Source organism: Pseudomonas sp. B21-028, assembly GCF_024749045.1.
Classification (GTDB): Bacteria; Pseudomonadota; Gammaproteobacteria; order Pseudomonadales; family Pseudomonadaceae; genus Aquipseudomonas.
Genome location: NZ_CP087184.1, coordinates 4,655,098 through 4,672,670, shown reverse-complemented (window position 1 = coordinate 4,672,670; position 17,573 = coordinate 4,655,098). Strand labels below are relative to the sequence as shown.

General features: G+C 62.7%; 17 protein-coding genes. 15 read left to right on the top strand and 2 right to left on the bottom strand.

The genetic code is table 11. The features are described 5' to 3' along the window. Positions 1-5 precede the first annotated feature (5 nt). From LOY35_RS20010 to LOY35_RS19975, 8 genes are all read left to right on the top strand, one after another. On the top strand, positions 6-191 hold the full coding sequence (locus LOY35_RS20010; protein ID WP_003179363.1) for a Trm112 family protein: 186 nt from the start codon (positions 6-8) through the stop codon (positions 189-191). Then, entirely contained in the window at positions 188-952 is a 765-nt protein-coding gene (gene kdsB, locus LOY35_RS20005; RefSeq protein ID WP_258626081.1) for a 3-deoxy-manno-octulosonate cytidylyltransferase, read from the top strand. Before LOY35_RS20010 ends, kdsB begins: the two co-directional genes overlap by 4 nt. After that, on the top strand, positions 952-1,416 hold the full coding sequence (locus LOY35_RS20000; protein WP_258626073.1) for a low molecular weight protein-tyrosine-phosphatase: 465 nt from the start codon (positions 952-954) through the stop codon (positions 1,414-1,416). The genes kdsB and LOY35_RS20000 overlap by 1 nt, the downstream gene beginning before the upstream one ends. Beyond that, positions 1,413-2,432: a UDP-N-acetylmuramate dehydrogenase gene (gene murB, locus LOY35_RS19995; protein WP_258626071.1), complete on the top strand. Its 1,020-nt coding sequence runs from the start codon at positions 1,413-1,415 to the stop codon at positions 2,430-2,432. Before LOY35_RS20000 ends, murB begins: the two co-directional genes overlap by 4 nt. A gap of 263 nt (positions 2,433-2,695) precedes the next feature. Beyond that, a complete protein-coding gene (locus LOY35_RS19990) occupies positions 2,696-3,166 on the top strand; it encodes a (2Fe-2S)-binding protein (protein ID WP_055127035.1) in 471 nt (156 codons plus the stop codon). Beyond that, the gene (locus LOY35_RS19985; RefSeq protein ID WP_258626055.1) at positions 3,163-5,478 is read left to right on the top strand and encodes a xanthine dehydrogenase family protein molybdopterin-binding subunit; all 2,316 of its coding nucleotides are present in this window, start codon (positions 3,163-3,165) and stop codon (positions 5,476-5,478) included. Before LOY35_RS19990 ends, LOY35_RS19985 begins: the two co-directional genes overlap by 4 nt. After that, positions 5,478-6,449, top strand: a complete 972-nt coding sequence (locus LOY35_RS19980) for an XdhC family protein (protein WP_258626053.1) — start codon at positions 5,478-5,480, stop codon at positions 6,447-6,449. The genes LOY35_RS19985 and LOY35_RS19980 overlap by 1 nt, the downstream gene beginning before the upstream one ends. 26 nt (positions 6,450-6,475) lie before the next feature. Next, positions 6,476-7,075 carry a nucleotidyltransferase family protein gene (locus LOY35_RS19975; RefSeq protein ID WP_258626051.1) on the top strand — a complete coding sequence of 200 codons (600 nt, stop codon included), beginning with the start codon at positions 6,476-6,478 and terminating at the stop codon, positions 7,073-7,075. A 317-nt stretch (positions 7,076-7,392) separates the two neighbouring features. On the opposite strand, the gene rne is transcribed toward LOY35_RS19975, so the two are convergent. Further along, the gene (rne, locus tag LOY35_RS19970; RefSeq protein WP_258626049.1) at positions 7,393-10,596 is read right to left on the bottom strand and encodes a ribonuclease E; all 3,204 of its coding nucleotides are present in this window, start codon (positions 10,594-10,596) and stop codon (positions 7,393-7,395) included. A 697-nt stretch (positions 10,597-11,293) separates the two neighbouring features. Here rne and rluC point away from each other — a divergent pair. The 3 genes from rluC to LOY35_RS19955 are packed head-to-tail and all read left to right on the top strand — an operon-like array spanning position 11,294 to position 13,912. Beyond that, on the top strand, positions 11,294-12,250 hold the full coding sequence (rluC, locus tag LOY35_RS19965) for a 23S rRNA pseudouridine(955/2504/2580) synthase RluC (RefSeq protein WP_258626046.1): 957 nt from the start codon (positions 11,294-11,296) through the stop codon (positions 12,248-12,250). After that, positions 12,240-12,902: an HAD-IIIA family hydrolase gene (locus tag LOY35_RS19960; protein WP_258626037.1), complete on the top strand. Its 663-nt coding sequence runs from the start codon at positions 12,240-12,242 to the stop codon at positions 12,900-12,902. The genes rluC and LOY35_RS19960 overlap by 11 nt, the downstream gene beginning before the upstream one ends. A 20-nt stretch (positions 12,903-12,922) precedes the next feature. Then, positions 12,923-13,912: a S49 family peptidase gene (locus LOY35_RS19955; RefSeq protein WP_258626036.1), complete on the top strand. Its 990-nt coding sequence runs from the start codon at positions 12,923-12,925 to the stop codon at positions 13,910-13,912. A 5-nt stretch (positions 13,913-13,917) separates the two neighbouring features. Here the strand turns inward: LOY35_RS19955 and LOY35_RS19950 are convergent, their stop codons facing one another. Further along, positions 13,918-14,496, bottom strand: coding sequence for a nucleoside triphosphate pyrophosphatase (locus LOY35_RS19950; RefSeq protein ID WP_258626035.1), 579 nt, complete (start codon positions 14,494-14,496; stop codon positions 13,918-13,920). A gap of 266 nt (positions 14,497-14,762) precedes the next feature. Here LOY35_RS19950 and LOY35_RS19945 point away from each other — a divergent pair, with 266 nt between their 5' ends. The 4 genes from LOY35_RS19945 to fabD all read left to right on the top strand — a co-directional run bounded on the left by LOY35_RS19945 (position 14,763) and on the right by fabD (position 17,562). Next, positions 14,763-15,290 carry a YceD family protein gene (locus LOY35_RS19945; protein WP_003204262.1) on the top strand — a complete coding sequence of 176 codons (528 nt, stop codon included), beginning with the start codon at positions 14,763-14,765 and terminating at the stop codon, positions 15,288-15,290. Between the two features lie 13 nt (positions 15,291-15,303). Further along, entirely contained in the window at positions 15,304-15,486 is a 183-nt protein-coding gene (gene rpmF, locus LOY35_RS19940) for a 50S ribosomal protein L32 (protein WP_003179396.1), read from the top strand. Between the two features lie 3 nt (positions 15,487-15,489). Further along, complete coding sequence (gene plsX, locus LOY35_RS19935) at positions 15,490-16,500, top strand: phosphate acyltransferase PlsX (protein WP_258626033.1); 1,011 nt, start codon at positions 15,490-15,492, stop codon at positions 16,498-16,500. 123 nt (positions 16,501-16,623) lie between these two features. Continuing rightward, positions 16,624-17,562, top strand: coding sequence for an ACP S-malonyltransferase (gene fabD / locus LOY35_RS19930; protein WP_258626031.1), 939 nt, complete (start codon positions 16,624-16,626; stop codon positions 17,560-17,562). Positions 17,563-17,573 lie beyond the last annotated feature (11 nt).

Here is a 17,573-nt window from a genome sequence, read left to right as displayed (position 1 = left end):
ATTCCATGGACACCAAACTGCTCGACATCCTGGCCTGCCCGGTTTGCAAAGGCCCGCTCAAGCTCAGCGCCGACAAGACCGAGCTGATCAGCAAGGGCGCCGGCCTGGCGTACCCGATTCGCGACGGCATCCCGGTGATGCTCGAAAGCGAAGCCCGGACCCTGACCACCGATGAGCGCCTGGATAAATGAGCGTCGTCTTCACCGTTGTGATCCCGTCGCGCTTCGCTTCGACGCGCTTGCCCGGCAAACCGTTATTGTCGATCGCCGGCAAGCCGATGATCCAGCACGTGTGGGAACAGGCCTGCAAGAGCAGCGCCCAGCGTGTGGTGGTGGCGACGGACGACCTGCGCATCGTCGAGGCCTGCGAGGGCTTCGGCGCCGAGGTGGTCATGACCCGCGAAGATCACAACTCCGGTACTGATCGCCTGGCGGAAGTCGCCGCGAAACTGGGTCTGGAACCTGACGCCATTGTGGTCAACGTGCAGGGCGACGAACCGCTGATCCCGCCCAGTGTGATCGACCAGGTCGCGGCCAACCTGGCGGCCCATCCCGAAGCGCGCATGGCCACGCTGGCCGAGCCGATCAAGGACGTGCAGACCCTGTTCAACCCGAACGTGGTCAAGGTGATCAGCGATCTGAACGGCCTGGCGCTGACCTTCAGTCGCGCTACGCTGCCCTGGGCTCGAGATGCGTTCGCTCAAACCCGTGACGTCATGCCAGAAGGCGTGCCATACCGTCGCCACATCGGCATCTATGCCTACCGCGCCGGTTTTCTCCAGGATTTCGTCGCCTGGGGCCCGTGCTGGCTGGAAAACACCGAGGCCCTGGAGCAGCTCCGCGCGCTCTGGCACGGTGTGCGGATCCATGTGGCCGATGCGTTGATTGCGCCGCCAACCGGCGTCGACACGGTCGAAGACCTTGAGCGCGTCCGTCGCCTGCTGGAGGCCTGATGCGGGTTCTGTTCGTCTGCCTCGGCAACATCTGCCGCTCGCCCACCGCCGAAGGCATCCTGCGACACAAGCTGCGCGAGACCGGGCTGCTCGGGCAGGTAGAAGTGGCCTCCGCCGGTACCGGTGACTGGCACGTCGGCAAGCCGCCGGACCAGCGCAGCCAGGCCGCGGCCCTGCGGCGCGGCTATGATTTGTCGGCCCAGCGTGCCCGGCAAGTCAGCCGCGCCGATTTCGCCGCCTATGACCTGATCCTGGCGATGGACAGCAGCAACCTGCGCAATCTCAAGGCCCTGCAGCCGGCCGATGGCCGGGCTGAACTGGATCTGTTCCTGCGTCGCTACGAGGCCGGCGTCGATGACGTACCGGATCCGTACTATGACGGCGAGCAGGGTTTCGAGCAGGTCCTGGACCTGATCGAGCGCGCCACGGATCGCCTGGTGATCGAATTGAAGGGACGGCTATGAGCTTGCAGGTCCAGGCCGGCGTCAGCCTCAAGCCTTTCAACAGTTTCGGCGTGGACGTCAAGGCCCGGTTGTTCGCCGAGGCCCACGACGATGCACAGGTGCGCGAGGCGCTGGCCTACGCCGCCGGGCACGAGGTGCCGCTGCTGGTGATCGGTGGCGGCAGCAATTTGCTGCTGACTGGCGACATCGATGCCCTGGTGCTGCGCATGGCCAGCCGTGGCATCCGCCTGTTGAGCGATGAGGGTGAGCGAGTGGTGATCGAGGCCGAGGCCGGAGAACCCTGGCATCCTTTCGTCCAGCACACGTTGGCGCAAGGCTGGGCAGGGCTGGAGAACCTCAGCCTGATCCCCGGTACGGTGGGCGCCGCGCCGATGCAGAACATCGGCGCCTATGGCGTGGAAATCAAGGATGTCTTTGTCGGTCTCACCGCCCTGGATCGTCACACCGGCGAGTTGCGGGATTTCACCCTCGAGGAATGCTGTTTTGCCTACCGCGACAGCCTGTTCAAGCAGCAACCGGGTCGCTGGTTGATCCTGCGGGTGCGTTTCGCCCTCAGTCGCGCCGCCCATCTGCACCTGGAGTATGGCCCGGTCCGTCAACGGTTGACCGAGCAAGGCATTGACCAGGCGACACCCTTCGATGTCAGCCGGGCCATTTGCAGCATCCGCAGCGAGAAACTGCCGGACCCGGCCGTGCTGGGCAATGCCGGCAGTTTCTTCAAGAATCCGCTGGTGCCGGCCGCGCACGTTACGCAACTCAAGCTGCAATACCCCGACCTGGTGGCTTATCCACAACCTGCGGGCCAGATGAAAATCGCCGCGGGCTGGCTGATCGAGCGTGCCGGCTGGAAGGGCTTTCGTGAGGGCGATGCCGGCGTGCACAAGTTGCAGGCGCTGGTGCTGGTCAACTACGGCCAGGCTACTGGCCTCCAATTGCTGGACCTGGCCCAGCGTATTCAGAAAGATATTGCCGAACGTTTCCAGGTTGACCTGGAAATGGAGCCCAACCGCTACTGAGTCAGGGTTCGCCATGAACCGGGACGCCCTGTACAACCTCGCACAAGCATCATTTGTGCAGGATTGTGCAGGGCGTTTTGCTTGAACCTGGGTTAATTTAATCTGCTGACGATGCGACCCTATGCACCGTGGAGGGCCCGGTGCAGACACCTGCGTGTCTGGATAAGAGAGCCCGATCAGCCTGAGCCAGTCTGCGATACCGAACCGTTACCCAAGCGGCAGATTGCTCGACCCCATAACTCGATAACTATGCGGGCGTGCCCATGATTACCCTGAAACTCAATGGACAAGACCATCAACTGGATGTGACCGAGGACATGCCGCTGCTGTGGGCTATCCGCGACGTCGCTGGGTACAACGGCACCAAATTCGGCTGCGGCATGGGCCTGTGCGGCGCGTGCACCATCCATATCGACGGCGCTCCGGCGCGCAGTTGCATCACGCCGATCGGCTCGGTGCAGGGGCAGAACGTCAGTACCATCGACGGGCTGCATGCCGACCCGGTTGGCCAGGTCGTACAACAGGCCTGGCTCGACACCGCCGTGGCCCAGTGTGGTTACTGCCAGGGCGGGCAGATCATGTCCGCCACTGCGTTGCTCAAGAGCAATCCCAACCCGAGCGATGAGCAGATCGAGGAGGCCATGGTCGGCAATATCTGCCGCTGTGGCACGTATAACCGGATCAAGACTGCGATCCGCCAGGCGTCCACCCACTTGAAGGAGGCCAAGGCATGAGCCGTCTGCCCAATGATTTCGTGCTGAGCAATCTCAGCCGACGCGGCTTCCTCAAGGGCGCGAGCGCCACCGGCGTGCTGGTGTTGGCCGCCACCTGGGGCCTGCCGGATGCCTTTGCCGAGGAAAAGAAATTCGGTGCCGAGGGCATGCCCCATGGCGCGGTCGATGACCCGAAGGTGTACGTGAGCATTGCCGCCGACGGCAGCGTGACGGTGATCTGCAACCGTTCGGAAATGGGCCAGGGTGTGCGCACCAGCCTCAGCATGGTCGTGGCCGATGAACTGGACGCCGACTGGGCATTGGTGAAGGTACAACAGGCGCCTGCCGATGAGGCGCGTTTCGGCAACCAGGACACCGACGGTTCGCGCAGCATGCGCCACTGGTACGAACCGATGCGCCGTTGCGGCGCCGCAGCGCGGACCATGCTGGAGCAGGCCGCCGCGGCCCAATGGAATGTCCCGGTGGGTGAGTGCCACGCCCAGTTGCACAACGTGGTGCACCAGCCTTCCGGTCGGAAACTGGGCTACGGTGCATTGGCCGCCGCTGCCAGCGTCTTGCCGGTGCCGGGCCGTGACAGCTTGCGCCTCAAGCAGCCTGCCGAGTTTCGTTACATCGGCAAGGAAGCGAGCCGGGCCATCGACGGTGCCGACATCGTCAACGGTCGCGCCGTGTTCGGTGCCGATGTGCACTTCGACGGCATGCTTTACGCTGTCGTGGCGCGTCCGCCGGTCTATGGCGGCAAGGTCAGGAGCGTGGACGACAGCGCGGCGCTGAAGGTCCCGGGCGTGCTCAAGGTGGTGCAGATCGAAGGGCGTCCGCTGCCTTCGGAGTTCCAGCCCCTCGGGGGCGTGGCGGTGGTGGCGAAGAACACCTGGGCCGCAATCAAGGGGCGCGATGCGCTGAAAATCCAGTGGGATGACGGTCCGAACGCCGGTTATGACTCGGTCGCCTATCGCAAGGAACTCGAAGCCGCAGCCCTCAAGCCCGGAAAAGTCCTGCGCAGCACCGGCGACCTCGACGATGCCCTGGCGAAGGCCGATTCGACTCTGGAAGCCTCGTATTACCTGCCGCACCTGTCCCAGTCGCCGATGGAACCGATGGTGGCCGTTGCCCGGTTCAAGGACGGCCAGTGCGAAGCCTGGGCGCCGAGCCAGGCGCCCCAGGTGACCCGCGAGCGCGTCGCCGAACGGTTGGGCATCCCTTTCGACAAGGTCACGATCAATATCACCCTGCTGGGTGGCGGCTTTGGCCGTAAGTCCAAGCCCGACTTCGTCGTCGAGGCGGCGGTGCTGGCCAAGGAATTTGCGGGCCAGGCAATCCGGGTGCAATGGACCCGCGAGGATGACATTCATCACTCGTACTTCCACACCGTATCGGCCGAGTACCTCAAGGCCGGCTTGAACCGGGACGGGATGCCGTCCGGCTGGCTGCATCGCACCGTCGCCCCGAGCATCACTGCGCTGTTCGCGCCGAATATGGTTCATGAAGCGCCGTTCGAAGTGGGCATGGGCGTGACCAACATGGCCTACGCGATTCCCAACCTGCGGCTGGAGAACCCCGAAGCGGTGGCCCACACCCGGGTGGGCTGGTACCGCTCGGTGTCGAACATTCCCCACGGTTTTGCCATCCAGAGCTTTATCGACGAATTGGCCCACAAAGCCGGGCAGGATCCGCTGAAGTATCACCTCAAGTTGCTCGGCCCTGATCGCAAGATCGACCCGCGTACCTTGAATGAAGAGTGGAACTACGGTGAATCCCCAGAGCGTTACCCCATCGATACGGCGCGGATCCGCACCGTACTGGAAACCGCTGCCAAGGCGGCCGGTTGGGGGCAGAAGCTGCCGAAGGGTCGTGGCATCGGACTGGCGGTGCATTACAGCTTCGTCACCTACGTGGCGGCTGCCATCGAGGTAGAGGTCAAGGAGGACGGCACGGTGATCGTGCACAAGGCCAATATCGCCGTCGACTGCGGCCCGCAGATCAACCCTGAGCGCATCCGTTCCCAGTTCGAAGGCGCCTGCGTCATGGGCCTGGGCAATGCGATGGTGGGGGAGATCAGTTTCAAGGACGGCAAGGTCCAGCAGGACAACTTCCATATGTACGAAGTGGCGCGCATGTCCCTGGCTCCCAAGGAAGTAGCGGTGCACCTGGTCACGCCGCCGGGCGAGGTGCCATTGGGCGGCGTCGGTGAGCCAGGGGTACCGCCGATTGCGCCGGCGTTGTGCAACGCGATTTTCGCGGCCACTGGCCAGCGTATCCGCAACCTGCCGGTACGCGATCAGTTGCAAGGCTGGCAGCAGGCGAAGGCCTGATGGACAGCGTTGACCTGAACGTCCTGCGTAGCGTGCTGCAATGGCGCAGCGCCGGGCAGCGCGTGGTGTTGTTCACGGTGGTCCAGACGTGGGGTACCGCGCCGAGGCCTCCGGGGGCGATGCTCGCCTTGCGCGAAGACGGCGTGGTGATCGGTTCGGTGTCGGGCGGTTGTGTCGAGGATGACCTGATCGCCCGGCTGCACGATGGCCGCATTCCGGCGGACGGTCCGCCGGTGCAGATGATCACCTACGGCGTCACCCGCGAGGAGGCGGCGCGCTTCGGCTTGCCCTGTGGCGGTACCCTGCGCCTGACGGAAGAGCGGGTCGGTGATCCACAATGGGTGGCCGACCTGTTGGAGCGTTGCGAAGCCCATCAGATTGTCGCCCGTGAGTTGAGCATTGCCACCGGCCATGTAGTGTTGACGCCCGCCAGCAAGAGCGATGTGCTGGTTTTCGACGGCCAGACCCTGCGCGCCATCTACGGGCCGCGTTGGCGGCTGCTGTTGATCGGTGCCGGGCAATTGTCGCGCTATGTCGCGGAAATGGCCCGGTTGCTGGACTTCGAAGTGCTGATCTGCGATCCGCGCAAGGAGTTCGTCTACGGTTGGGAGGAACAGCACGGCCGCTTCGTCTCGGGGATGCCCGATGAGGCGGTGCTGAATATCCGGACCGACGAGCGCACGGCAATCGTTGCTCTGACCCACGATCCGCGCCTGGACGACATGGCCTTGCTGACCGCCCTGGATTCCCCGGCTTTTTATGTAGGGGCCCTGGGGTCGCGGATCAACAGCCAGAAGCGCCGGGACAATCTGCTTCAGCTAGGCTTGTCAGCACAGGCCATCGAGCGGCTGCATGGTCCGATCGGCCTGCACATCGGCAGCCACACCCCGGCGGAAATCGCCTTGTCGCTGCTGGCCGAAATCGTGGCCATCAAGAATGGTGTCGAGCTGCGGCAGAAAAAGCCGTTGTAAGGCGCCACTAGAGGCAAGGAGGGCGCATGAGTGGATCGATTGGCGTGATCATTGTCGCGGCCGGACTGGGCAGCCGTTTTCGTCAGGTTGCCGGTCCCGACAAGGACAAGTTATTGGCTGACTGCACGGGGCGTGACGGTGCCGTCCGCTCGGTGATCGAGCAGGTGCTGGTGAATCTGCCTGCCTCCCTGGAAAAGCGTGTGCTGGTGACCCGCGGGGGACGTCCACAGGCCATTCGCATGGCCCAGGCCTATGGATGCGATGTCGTCGAGCTGGACTCCCCTGGCCTGGGCGACAGCATTGCGGCGGGCGTCCAGGCATGCCCGGACCTCGATGGTTGGTTGATTGCGCTGGCGGACATGCCATTTATCCTGCCATCAAGCATTGAACGGGTGGCGGCGGGTATTCGCGAGGATGGCATCTGCGTGCCGGTGCTTGCGGGTGAATATGGGCATCCCGTTGGGTTTGGTCGCGGATTTGGCCCGAAATTGATGGCGCTGAGCGGCGATCGCGGCGCCAAGGTGCTGTTTGCCGGGGCGCGAGTGGTCGAGATCGCCGTGGACGATCCTGGGGTGGTTTGGGATGTGGATGTGCCTGAAGCTTTGAATTTCCAGCAACAACATTGATGTCGACTGGACCACCGCTATCGCGAGCAGGCTCGCTCCCACAGGTTCTGCGGCGGGTTGAGAATTGGTGATCGCCGCAAATCCCAGCGGGAGCGGGCTTGCTCGCGAAGCGGAGGTACTTCAAACATCGTCATCGACTGACCTACCGCATTCGCGAGCAGGCTCGCTCCCACAGGTTCTGTGGCGGGTTGAGAATTGGTGATCGCCGCAAATCCCTTGTGGGAGCGAGCCTGCTCGCGATGGCGATCTGACATTCGACCCAAAATAAAAAGCCCCGCCTGGCATTACCAGGCGGGGCTTTTTATTGGGCGATGAAATCAGGCGTGAGGTTTGGGCTCGTGCTCTTTTTCCATTGGGGCGCGATGCGGTGTGACTTCTTCAGCTTCAGCGGAAGGCTGAGCTTCGTTGGTCACCGGCGTCGATTCGACCGGGGCAGGCTCGGCTGCGGTTTCAGTCGCCGGGGCAGGGGCTGCCTCGACCACTTCCACTGCTGGGGCCGGCGCGGCAGCGGATGCCTGGGCGGCAGCCTCTTCGGCTTCCTTCTGCAGACGCTCGGCTTCACGCTTGCGACGACGCACTTCACGCGGATCGTTGGGAGCGCGGCCGTTCGCGGTCAAGGCGCTGGCGGGTGCAGGCTCCTCGACCGGGGCCGGTGCTTCGGCAACCACAGGGGCTTCGACCACTGGCGCTGGCTCGACCACTGCAGGCTCGGCTGCCTTGACAGGCTCTGGCGTCGGCTCCGGCTCGACCACCGGCGCCGGTGCGGCAGGTTCCGGGTTCCAGTTGAAGGCTGTCTGCTCTTCACGTACAGGTTCCGGTGCTTTTTCCTCGGAACCCATTTCAACAGGCGCTTCAACAGCAGGTTCAGCGACCACCACCGATTGTTCGACGACCGGTGCAGGCTCGGCGGCAGCTTCGGCTTCAGGCTGGGCTTCACGCGCCGGTGCAACTTCCACTTCTGGCGAAGCAGTCGCTTCCATCGGGGTAGTGGCTTCGACCACTGGCTTTTCAACCGGCGCATCTTCCACTGCAGCGGTAGCGCGTTCGGCCTGTTCATTGGCCTGGGCTTCGGCTGGAGCGCTGATGGTGCTGCTGGCAACTGCCGCGGTCACGGCCAAGCCGGCGGCCAGATCGGCTGCGCTTGGCGCCTCGGTGGATTCGGACTCTTCCGAGCCTTCGATCACATTACCGTTGGCATCACGCTGACGCTCACGACGGTTGCTGCGACGACGCTGGCCACGGGAACGGCGGCGTGGACGATCGCCTTCGGCGTTGTCCTGGCCGTCTTCCTGCAACTGCTCCTCGGCGTTCAGCACTTCCTCTTCGCTGGTAGCGGCGGCAGCTTGCTCGGCGCGTGGTTGACGCTCTTCACGGGGAGGGCGCGGTGCGCGCTCTTCGCGAGGCTGGCGGGCCGGACGCTCTTCAGCGGTGGCGGCAGCGGCCGGGGCGGCATCCAGAGGCTCGCGCAGTTCGCGAACACGTTCTTCACGCTCGCCACGGGGCTTGCGATCTTCACGCGGAGCGCGGGGTTGACGCTCTTCACGTGGCGGACGTGGTGCGCGCTCTTCGCGGGCTACGGTCGACACTTCTTCGCGGGCTTCGCGAGGCTGACGCTCTTCACGGGGTTCACGTGGTGCGCGTTCTTCACGCGGTGCACGTTCTTCGCGTGGCTTGCGCTCTTCATCACGACGGCCGTTGCGGTTACGGGTCTGCTGGCGACCGTTACGACGTTCCTCGTTGCGGGCAGGACGCTCGGTGGCGGCAGGCTTGGCAACCACGGCCGGTGCGGCAGGCTCTTCCTTGGTCGCGAACAGGCTGACCAGCGACTTCACCAGGCCCTTGAACAGGCTTGGCTCAGGCGCAGCGACCGGAGCCGGTGCCGGTGCCGGTGCGACGACTTCGGTCGGAACCGGAGCATTGGCGCGGGCAGGAGCAGTCTTCACGGCGGCTTCCTGGCGAACCAGGGTGCGGGTGGCGGCAGCCGGCTGGACTTCTTCCACTTCGGCAGCGGCAGCGGCGATCTCGTAACTGGACTGGTTGTTGTGGGCTTCCGGGCTGTCGTCGCGCAGGCGCTGGACTTCGAAGTGCGGCGTCTCGAGGTGATCGTTCGGCAGGATCACGATGCGGGCGCGGGTGCGCAGTTCGATCTTGGTGATCGAGTTGCGTTTTTCGTTGAGCAGGAACGCCGCCACCGGGATCGGCACCTGGGCGCGGACTTCGGCGGTGCGGTCTTTCAGGGCTTCTTCTTCGATCAGGCGCAGGATCGCCAGAGACAGCGACTCGACGTCACGGATGATGCCGGTGCCATTGCAGCGTGGGCAGACGATGCCGCTGCTTTCACCCAGGGACGGACGCAGGCGCTGACGGGACATTTCAAGCAGGCCGAAGCGGGAGATGCGACCAACCTGTACGCGGGCGCGGTCTGCTTCCAGGCATTCACGGACCTTTTCTTCCACGGCGCGCTGGTTCTTGGCCGGGGTCATGTCGATGAAGTCGATGACGATCAGGCCGCCGATGTCGCGCAGGCGCAACTGACGGGCGATTTCCTCGGCCGCTTCAAGGTTGGTCTGCAGGGCGGTTTCTTCGATGTCGCTGCCTTTGGTGGCGCGCGCCGAGTTGATGTCGATGGATACCAGGGCTTCGGTCGGATCGATGACGATGGAGCCGCCGGACGGCAGTTCGACAACGCGCTGGAAAGCGGTCTCGATCTGGCTTTCGATCTGGAAACGGTTGAACAGCGGAACGCTGTCTTCGTAGAGCTTGATCTTGCTGGCGTATTGCGGCATCACCTGGCGGATGAAGGTCAGGGCTTCGTCCTGGGCTTCGACGCTGTCGATCAGCACTTCGCCGATGTCCTGGCGCAGGTAATCGCGGATGGCGCGGATGATGACGTTGCTTTCCTGGTAGATCAGGAACGGCGCGGAACGATCCAGCGAGGCTTCCTTGATGGCGGTCCACAGCTGCAGCAGATAATCAAGGTCCCACTGCATTTCTTCGCTGCTGCGGCCAAGGCCGGCGGTGCGCACGATCAGGCCCATGTCGGCCGGGGCAACCAGGCCGTTGAGGGCTTCACGCAGTTCGTTGCGCTCTTCGCCTTCGATGCGACGGGAGATACCGCCGGCACGCGGGTTGTTCGGCATCAGGACCAGGTAACGGCCGGCCAGGCTGATGAAGGTGGTCAGGGCGGCGCCCTTGTTGCCACGTTCTTCTTTTTCGACCTGGACGATGACTTCCTGGCCTTCGCTCAGGACGTCCTTGATGTTGACGCGGCCTTCAGGGGCTTTCTTGAAGTATTCGCGGGAGATTTCTTTGAGGGGCAGGAAGCCGTGGCGCTCGGAGCCGAAATCGACAAAGGCAGCCTCAAGGCTTGGTTCGATGCGAGTAATCCGGCCTTTATAGATGTTGGCCTTCTTCTGCTCGCGTGCACCGGATTCGATATCCAGGTCGTAGAGGCGCTGGCCGTCTACCAGTGCAACACGCAACTCTTCGGGTTGAGTTGCGTTAATCAGCATTCTTTTCATGTAGTACCGTCGGTTTCCGGGCTGCCGGAAACGGCGTTCGGCACACACGACTTCTCACGGTCGGTGTCAGGTGCGTCATGGAAGTGGCTGACCACTCCAGTGTCCAGCGAGTTCGGCCCAATGATGGCGAAGTCGCGACGGACGCGTCCTGCTTGCTGGTACTCAAGCACTCAGTCAGGAGGAGGAATCAACCGGCGTCTGTGGACGAGATGAAGCGTCTGAAACAAGCCTAGTGCTACACAGTCCGACGGTTGTACATCTCCACCCTACACGTATCCCTGATAATTCGGGTGCTGCCGCGCGCAGAATCCGCAGCGGGTTGGCATTTACCGTGAGCTCCGGAAAGGGGAGGTCACGCATCATGGCTAATTAGGCGTTGTTTCCGAAGCTTTCGCCCGGGGTCGTTCGCAACTGACTGCACTTTGTGAACTGGCCGTGAATGTGGCACGCAAGGGCGAGTGAAAACTCTGCTTTGCGGCGTATTTCAGGCCTCATGTCACCTGCGCTCGTTACACCTGCTAACTCACCGAATCGTAGCAAAAGCCCCGTAGGACGGCCTCTCGTCCTCGTGAATTGCGTTGGTCAGGGCCGGTTTTTGACCGTTAGTCCGCTGGCCAGCCACTTTTGGCGGCGTTCGCGACTATAGCAGCAATGATTAAGTGCTTCAATTCCATAAAAAATTGTTATGATCGCCGCCATGACGACTACTGCCCCTTCGACTCCGAGCGTTCAACTGCTCGAGGTCTCGCCGGAATATGCCGGCCAACGAATCGATAACTTCCTTCTCGCCCGGCTCAAGGGCGTGCCCAAGACCTTGATTTATCGCATTTTGCGCAAGGGCGAGGTGCGGGTGAACAAAGGCCGGATCAAGCCGGAGTACAAGCTCCAGGCGGGCGATATCGTGCGCGTGCCGCCGGTTCGCGTGCCCGAGCGCGATGAACCGGTGCCGGTTGCCCAGGGTCTGCTGCAGCGCCTGGAAGACTCGATCATCTACGAAGACAAAGCGCTGATTGTGATCAACAAGCCCGCGGGCATTGCGGTTCACGGCGGCAGCGGCCTGGATTTCGGTGTGATCGAAGCCTTTCGTCAGTTGCGTCCGGACGCCAAGGAGCTGGAGTTGGTTCATCGCCTGGACCGCGACACCTCTGGCCTGCTGATGATTGCCAAGAAGCGCAGCATGTTGCGCCATTTGCACGAGCAATTGCGTGGTGACGGCATCGACAAGCGCTACATGGCGCTGGTGCGGGGGAATTGGGCGACGTCCATCAAGCAGGTCCGTGCGCCGTTGCTCAAGAGCAACCTGCGCTCCGGCGAACGCATGGTCGAGGTCAACGACGAAGGCAAGGACGCGCTCACCGTGTTCAAGGTGCTGCGGCGCTTCGGCGATTTCGCCACCATGATCGAGGCCAAGCCGGTGACCGGTCGTACCCACCAGATTCGTGTCCATACGTTGCATGCCGGCCATTGCATCGCGGGTGACCCCAAATACGGGGACGACGATTTCAGCCGGGAGATCCGGGATCTGGGTGGAAAGCGCCTGTTTCTGCATGCCTATATGCTCACGGTGCCGCTGCCCGATGGGGGCGAACTGAAGTTGCAGGCGCCCGTGGACGCCATGTGGGCCAAGACTGTGGAGCGATTGAGTGCACCCTGACTACAAGCTCCTGATCTTCGATTGGGACGGCACCCTGGCCAATTCAATCGGTCGGATCGTGGAGTCGATGCATGTCGCGTCCGATCGTACGGGTTTTGCCAGGCGCGATGACTTCGCGGTAAAAGGCATCATCGGTCTCGGATTGCCGGAAGCGATTCGCAGTCTGTACCCGGACATCGATGACGAGGGGCTGGTGGTTTTCCGCCAGCATTATGCCGACCACTACGTCGCCCTGGAGGCCGAGCCGTCGCCGTTGTTCGAAGGAGTGGCGGATACGCTCCAGGCGTTGCGGGCGGAGGGCTATCACCTGGCTGTTGCCACCGGGAAGGCCCGTCGCGGACTGGATCGGGTGCTGAAGTCTCATGGCTGGGAGGATTATTTCGATATCACCCGCGCCGCCGATGAGACCGCCAGCAAGCCGCATCCGCTGATGCTCGAGCAGATCCTGGCGCATTGCGAGGTGCGCCCGGAACAGGCGTTGATGGTAGGGGATTCGTCGTTCGATCTGCAGATGGCCCGCAACGCCGGCATGGGCTCGGTGGCCGTCAGCTACGGCGCGCAGTCGATCGAGGCGCTGCGGGCGTTCGAGCCGCGACTGGCCATTGACCATTTTCCCGAATTGCACGCCTGGCTGAGCCGGCACACCGATTAAATTTGTTGAAGGATGCAAGTATGACCGATGAATGGAAGGCACCGGCCAAGGCAAGCGCTGACAACGGTGACGACAAGAGCTGGAAGTTGCTGGAAAAGACCCTGATGGCCGGGGTAGAGGAGCAGCGTCGTGCGCGCCGCTGGGGGATCTTCTTCAAGTGCCTGGTCTTTATTTATCTTTTCGTCGGGTTGGGGATCATCATCCAGGCGATCGATATGAAGAAGAGCCCCGGCTCCGGTTCGGCCTACACGGCGGTGATCGATATCGAGGGCATGATCGCGGACAAGGAGGCGGCGAGCGCGGACAACATCATTGGCAGCCTGCGGGCCGCGTTCGAAGACTCGAAAGTCAAAGGGGTGGTGCTGCGTATCAACAGTCCGGGCGGTAGCCCGGTGCAGGCCGGCTACGTCTATGACGAGATCGTCCGCCTGCGTGCGGCGCATCCGGATATCAAGGTCTATGCGGTGATCGCCGACCTTGGCGCTTCCGGTGCCTATTACATTGCCAGCGCGGCGGATCAGATCTATGCCGACAAGGCCAGCCTGGTAGGGTCCATTGGTGTGACCGCGGCCGGTTACGGCTTCGTCGAGACCCTGGACAAGCTCGGTATCGAGCGTCGGGTCTACACCGCCGGTGAGCATAAATCGTTCCTCGATCCTTTCCAGCCGCAGAAGCCGGAAGAAACCGCCTTCTGGCAGGGGGTGCTCGATACGACCCACAAACAGTTCATTGCCAGCGTCAAGAAAGGCCGAGGTGACCGGCTCAAGGACAAGGATCATCCGGAATTGTTCTCCGGTCTGGTCTGGTCCGGAGAGCAGGCGTTGTCCCTGGGCTTGATCGATGGGTTGGGCAGTGCCAGTTCGGTGGCGCGGGATGTGATCGGCGAGAAGGAGTTGGTGGACTTCACCGTCGAAGAGTCGCCACTCGATCGGTTCTCGAAGAAGCTGGGGGCGAGCATTGCCGAGCGCCTGGCGATGTGGATGGGGTTCCAGGGCCCGGCTTTGCGCTAACCCGCTCAGGGTATCTGCACGCCCTCCACCAGCAACATATCCACAAGGCGGATCAAGGGCAGGCCGATCAGGCTGGTGGCGTCGGAGCCTTCGGTGCTCTGGAACAGACTCACCCCCAGGCCCTCGGCCTTGAAGCTGCCGGCGCAGTCATAAGGCTGTTCGGTCCGCAGATAGCGTTCGACCCGCTCCGGGTCGAGCGTGCGCATATTGACGGTAAAAGGCACGCAGTCGACCTGGCAGGCGCCGGTCTGGCTGTTGAGCAGTGCCAGGCCGGTGAGGAACGTGACCTGGGTCCCGCTGGCGGCCAGCAGTTGTTCACGGGCGTTTTCGAAGGTATGAGGTTTGCCCAGGATGCGCTCGCCGAGCACGGCGACCTGGTCCGAGCCGATGATCAGGTGTGCCGGGTGGCTGTCGGCCAGTGCCAGGGCCTTTTCCCGGGCCAGGCGCTTTACCAGCTCCCGGGCAGGCTCGCCGGGGCGGTGACTTTCGTCGATATCCGGCGAGCGGCAGACGAATGGTAGCCCCAGGCGGGCGAGCAGTTCCCGGCGGTAGACCGAGCTGGAGGCAAGTAATAAAGGCAGCATGGTCATCTCCGAAAGTCAGGGGCGAATTCTAGCGTCCTGTCTCGGAAATAAGCTGTTCATTTTTGGCGGCGTCTTGGGTGCCCGGCCGGCGTTGCCACTCCTCGCCATAGCCCTGCTATGACTCGTCGCGGCGCCTTGGCCGAACACCCAAGCCACTCGCCAAAGAGAACGTATTTCCGAGACAGGGCGCTAGCGAGGCGCGCAAGTGACGGACAGGGCTGAATTTCCTTTGACATGGGCGGGTGCATCCCTATAATGCTGCGCCTATGTTGAATGACCCGATTCCACCTCACGTTGACCCGCGCAAATTGGCTGATCGTGGCACCACCCTTCAAGGTGAACTGCTGCTGGCCGATTTGAAGAGACTCTGCGACCCGCTTTCCGATGATGTCGGTACGGTCCAGGCCAAATTCGTTTTTGAACGAGATGAACGTAAATCTGTGGTGATCCACAGCTTTATCGACACTGAAGTCAAAATGGTTTGCCAGCGTTGTCTTGAGCTGGTCACCCTGCCGATCCACAGCGAATGCAGTTACGCCGTGGTGAAGGAGGGTGCGAATACCCAGTCGTTGCCGAAAGGTTATGACGTGCTGGAACTGGGCGAAGATCCATTGGATCTGCAGTCACTGATCGAGGAGGAGCTTCTGCTCGCCTTGCCCATTGTGCCTGCTCATCATCCGGAAGAATGCCAGCAGCCGGCGGGAGCAGATGAGCCCGAACCGAGCGAGGACGAGGTAACGCGGTCCAACCCGTTCAGTGTATTGGCGCAGTTAAAGCGTGACCCAAACGTTTAGGAGTTAATCAATTATGGCTGTTCAGCAGAACAAAAAATCCCGCTCTGCCCGTGACATGCGCCGTTCGCACGACGCTCTCGAGGCTAGCACCCTGTCTGTAGAAAAAACCACGGGTGAAGTTCACCTGCGTCACCACGTATCGCCAGAAGGCGTATACCGTGGTCGTAAAGTGATCGACAAGGGCGCTGACGAGTAATCCTTGTCCGCTCAAGTTATCGCAATTGACGCAATGGGCGGGGACTTCGGTCCCCGCAGCATTGTTCAGGCCAGCCTTGCTTGCCTGAATGCAACGCCCTCGCTGCACCTGACCCTCGTCGGTCAACCCTCCCTTCTTGAAGAAATGCTCAGTGGACAAACGGCTGCGGATCGCGCGCGCCTGACGATTACCCCAGCGTCCGAAGTCATCACCATGGACGAAAAACCGGCCCAGGCCTTGCGCAGCAAGCCTGACGCGTCGATGCGGGTGGCCCTTGAGTTGCTGCGCGACGACAAGGTCCAGGCCTGTGTCAGTGCCGGGAATACGGGGGCGCTGATGGCGCTGTCACGCCATGTGCTCAAGACCCTGCCAGGCATCGACCGGCCGGCGATGGTCGCGGCAATCCCGACCCAAAGGGGTTTTTGCCAGTTGCTGGACCTGGGGGCCAACGTCGATTGCAGCGCCGAGCATCTGCTGCAATTTGCGGTGATGGGCTCGGTCGCGGCCGAGACCCTCGGTATCGCGCGCCCTCGCGTGGCGCTGCTGAACATCGGAACCGAGGACATCAAGGGCAACCAGCAGGTCAAGCTGGCCGCCACGCTGTTGCAGGGCGCGCGGGGAATCAACTACATCGGTTTCGTCGAGGGCGACGGTGTGTACCGGGGCGAGGCGGACGTGGTGGTGTGTGACGGTTTCGTCGGCAATATCCTGCTCAAGTCCAGCGAAGGCCTGGCAACCATGATCGGCGAGCGGATCGAGAGCCTGTTCCGGCAAAGCCTGGCCTCGCGGGTGGTGGGGGCCCTGGCGTTGCCCTTGATGCGTCGCCTGCAGGCGGACCTGGCGCCGGCGCGACATAACGGGGCGAGTTTTCTCGGGCTGCAGGGCATCGTGATCAAGAGTCATGGCTCGGCCGGCGTGCAGGGCTTCCAAAGCGCCATCAACCGGGCTGTGATCGAAATCCAGGAAAACCTGCCCGAGCGCCTCCATGGTCGCCTTGAAGATTTGTTAACTTAGGCGTTTTCGTCCGACAATGCTTAAATGTGACCGGTCGGTTCAACCCGCCATCCAACTGTCAGTTTCCTAGCGCCCCACGGGGCGTCAATTTTTGACGACAAGATCATTAGGGGCTTTGTTTTCATGTCTGCTTCCCTCGCATTCGTCTTTCCAGGGCAGGGCTCGCAGTCCCTCGGCATGCTGGCCGAACTGGGCGCGCAATACCCGCTGGTCCTCGAAACATTCAAAGAAGCGTCCGATGCACTCGGCTATGACTTGTGGGCATTGACCCAGCAAGGGCCCGAAGAGCAGCTCAATCAAACCGATAAAACCCAGCCAGCCATTCTGACCGCCTCGGTCGCCCTCTGGCGCCTGTGGCTGGCTGAAGGCGGCGCGCGCCCGGCCTTCGTTGCCGGCCATAGCCTGGGTGAATACAGCGCCCTTGTGGCTGCGGGCAGCTTGAGTCTGGGCGACGCGGTGAAATTGGTGGAGCGTCGTGGTCAGTTGATGCAGGAGGCCGTTCCGGCCGGGCAGGGCGGCATGGCCGCGATTCTCGGCCTGGACGATGCCGATGTGCTGGCGGCCTGTGCCGAAGCGGCTCAGGGCGATGTGGTCAGTGCGGTGAACTTCAACTCCCCGGGCCAGGTCGTGATCGCCGGCGCCAAGGCTGCGGTCGAGCGTGCCATCGAAGGCTGCAAGGCCCGTGGCGCCAAGCGCGCCATGCCGTTGCCGGTCAGCGTGCCGTCGCACTGTGAATTGATGCGTCCTGCCGCTGAGCGCTTCGCTGAATCCATCGCCGCCATTGATTGGCAGGCGCCGCAGATTCCCGTGGTGCAGAATGTCAGCGCCGATGTGGCGCCGGACCTCGAGACCCTCAAGCGCGACCTGCTGGAACAGCTCTACAAGCCGGTTCGCTGGGTCGAATCGGTACAGACCCTGGCTGCCAGGGGCGCGACCGAACTGGTCGAGTGTGGCCCTGGCAAAGTGCTGGCCGGCCTGAACAAACGCTGCGCCGAAGGCGTGTCGACTTCCAATCTCAATACCCCAGACGCTTTCGCTGCCGCCCGTGCAGCGCAGGCCTGAACAGGAGAAGC

Bases quoted from the DNA above. Each gene is read 5' to 3' on its own strand.
- LOY35_RS20010 (WP_003179363.1), top strand. From the start codon at position 6: ATGGACACCAAACTGCTCGACATCCTGGCCTGCCCGGTTTGCAAAGGC.
- kdsB (WP_258626081.1), top strand. From the start codon at position 188: ATGAGCGTCGTCTTCACCGTTGTGATCCCGTCGCGCTTCGCTTCGACG.
- LOY35_RS20000 (WP_258626073.1), top strand. From the start codon at position 952: ATGCGGGTTCTGTTCGTCTGCCTCGGCAACATCTGCCGCTCGCCCACC.
- murB (WP_258626071.1), top strand. From the start codon at position 1,413: ATGAGCTTGCAGGTCCAGGCCGGCGTCAGCCTCAAGCCTTTCAACAGT.
- LOY35_RS19990 (WP_055127035.1), top strand. From the start codon at position 2,696: ATGATTACCCTGAAACTCAATGGACAAGACCATCAACTGGATGTGACC.
- LOY35_RS19985 (WP_258626055.1), top strand. From the start codon at position 3,163: ATGAGCCGTCTGCCCAATGATTTCGTGCTGAGCAATCTCAGCCGACGC.
- LOY35_RS19980 (WP_258626053.1), top strand. From the start codon at position 5,478: ATGGACAGCGTTGACCTGAACGTCCTGCGTAGCGTGCTGCAATGGCGC.
- LOY35_RS19975 (WP_258626051.1), top strand. From the start codon at position 6,476: ATGAGTGGATCGATTGGCGTGATCATTGTCGCGGCCGGACTGGGCAGC.
- rne (WP_258626049.1), bottom strand. From the start codon at position 10,596: ATGAAAAGAATGCTGATTAACGCAACTCAACCCGAAGAGTTGCGTGTT.
- rluC (WP_258626046.1), top strand. From the start codon at position 11,294: ATGACGACTACTGCCCCTTCGACTCCGAGCGTTCAACTGCTCGAGGTC.
- LOY35_RS19955 (WP_258626036.1), top strand. From the start codon at position 12,923: ATGACCGATGAATGGAAGGCACCGGCCAAGGCAAGCGCTGACAACGGT.
- LOY35_RS19950 (WP_258626035.1), bottom strand. From the start codon at position 14,496: ATGCTGCCTTTATTACTTGCCTCCAGCTCGGTCTACCGCCGGGAACTG.
- LOY35_RS19945 (WP_003204262.1), top strand. From the start codon at position 14,763: ATGTTGAATGACCCGATTCCACCTCACGTTGACCCGCGCAAATTGGCT.
- rpmF (WP_003179396.1), top strand. From the start codon at position 15,304: ATGGCTGTTCAGCAGAACAAAAAATCCCGCTCTGCCCGTGACATGCGC.
- fabD (WP_258626031.1), top strand. From the start codon at position 16,624: ATGTCTGCTTCCCTCGCATTCGTCTTTCCAGGGCAGGGCTCGCAGTCC.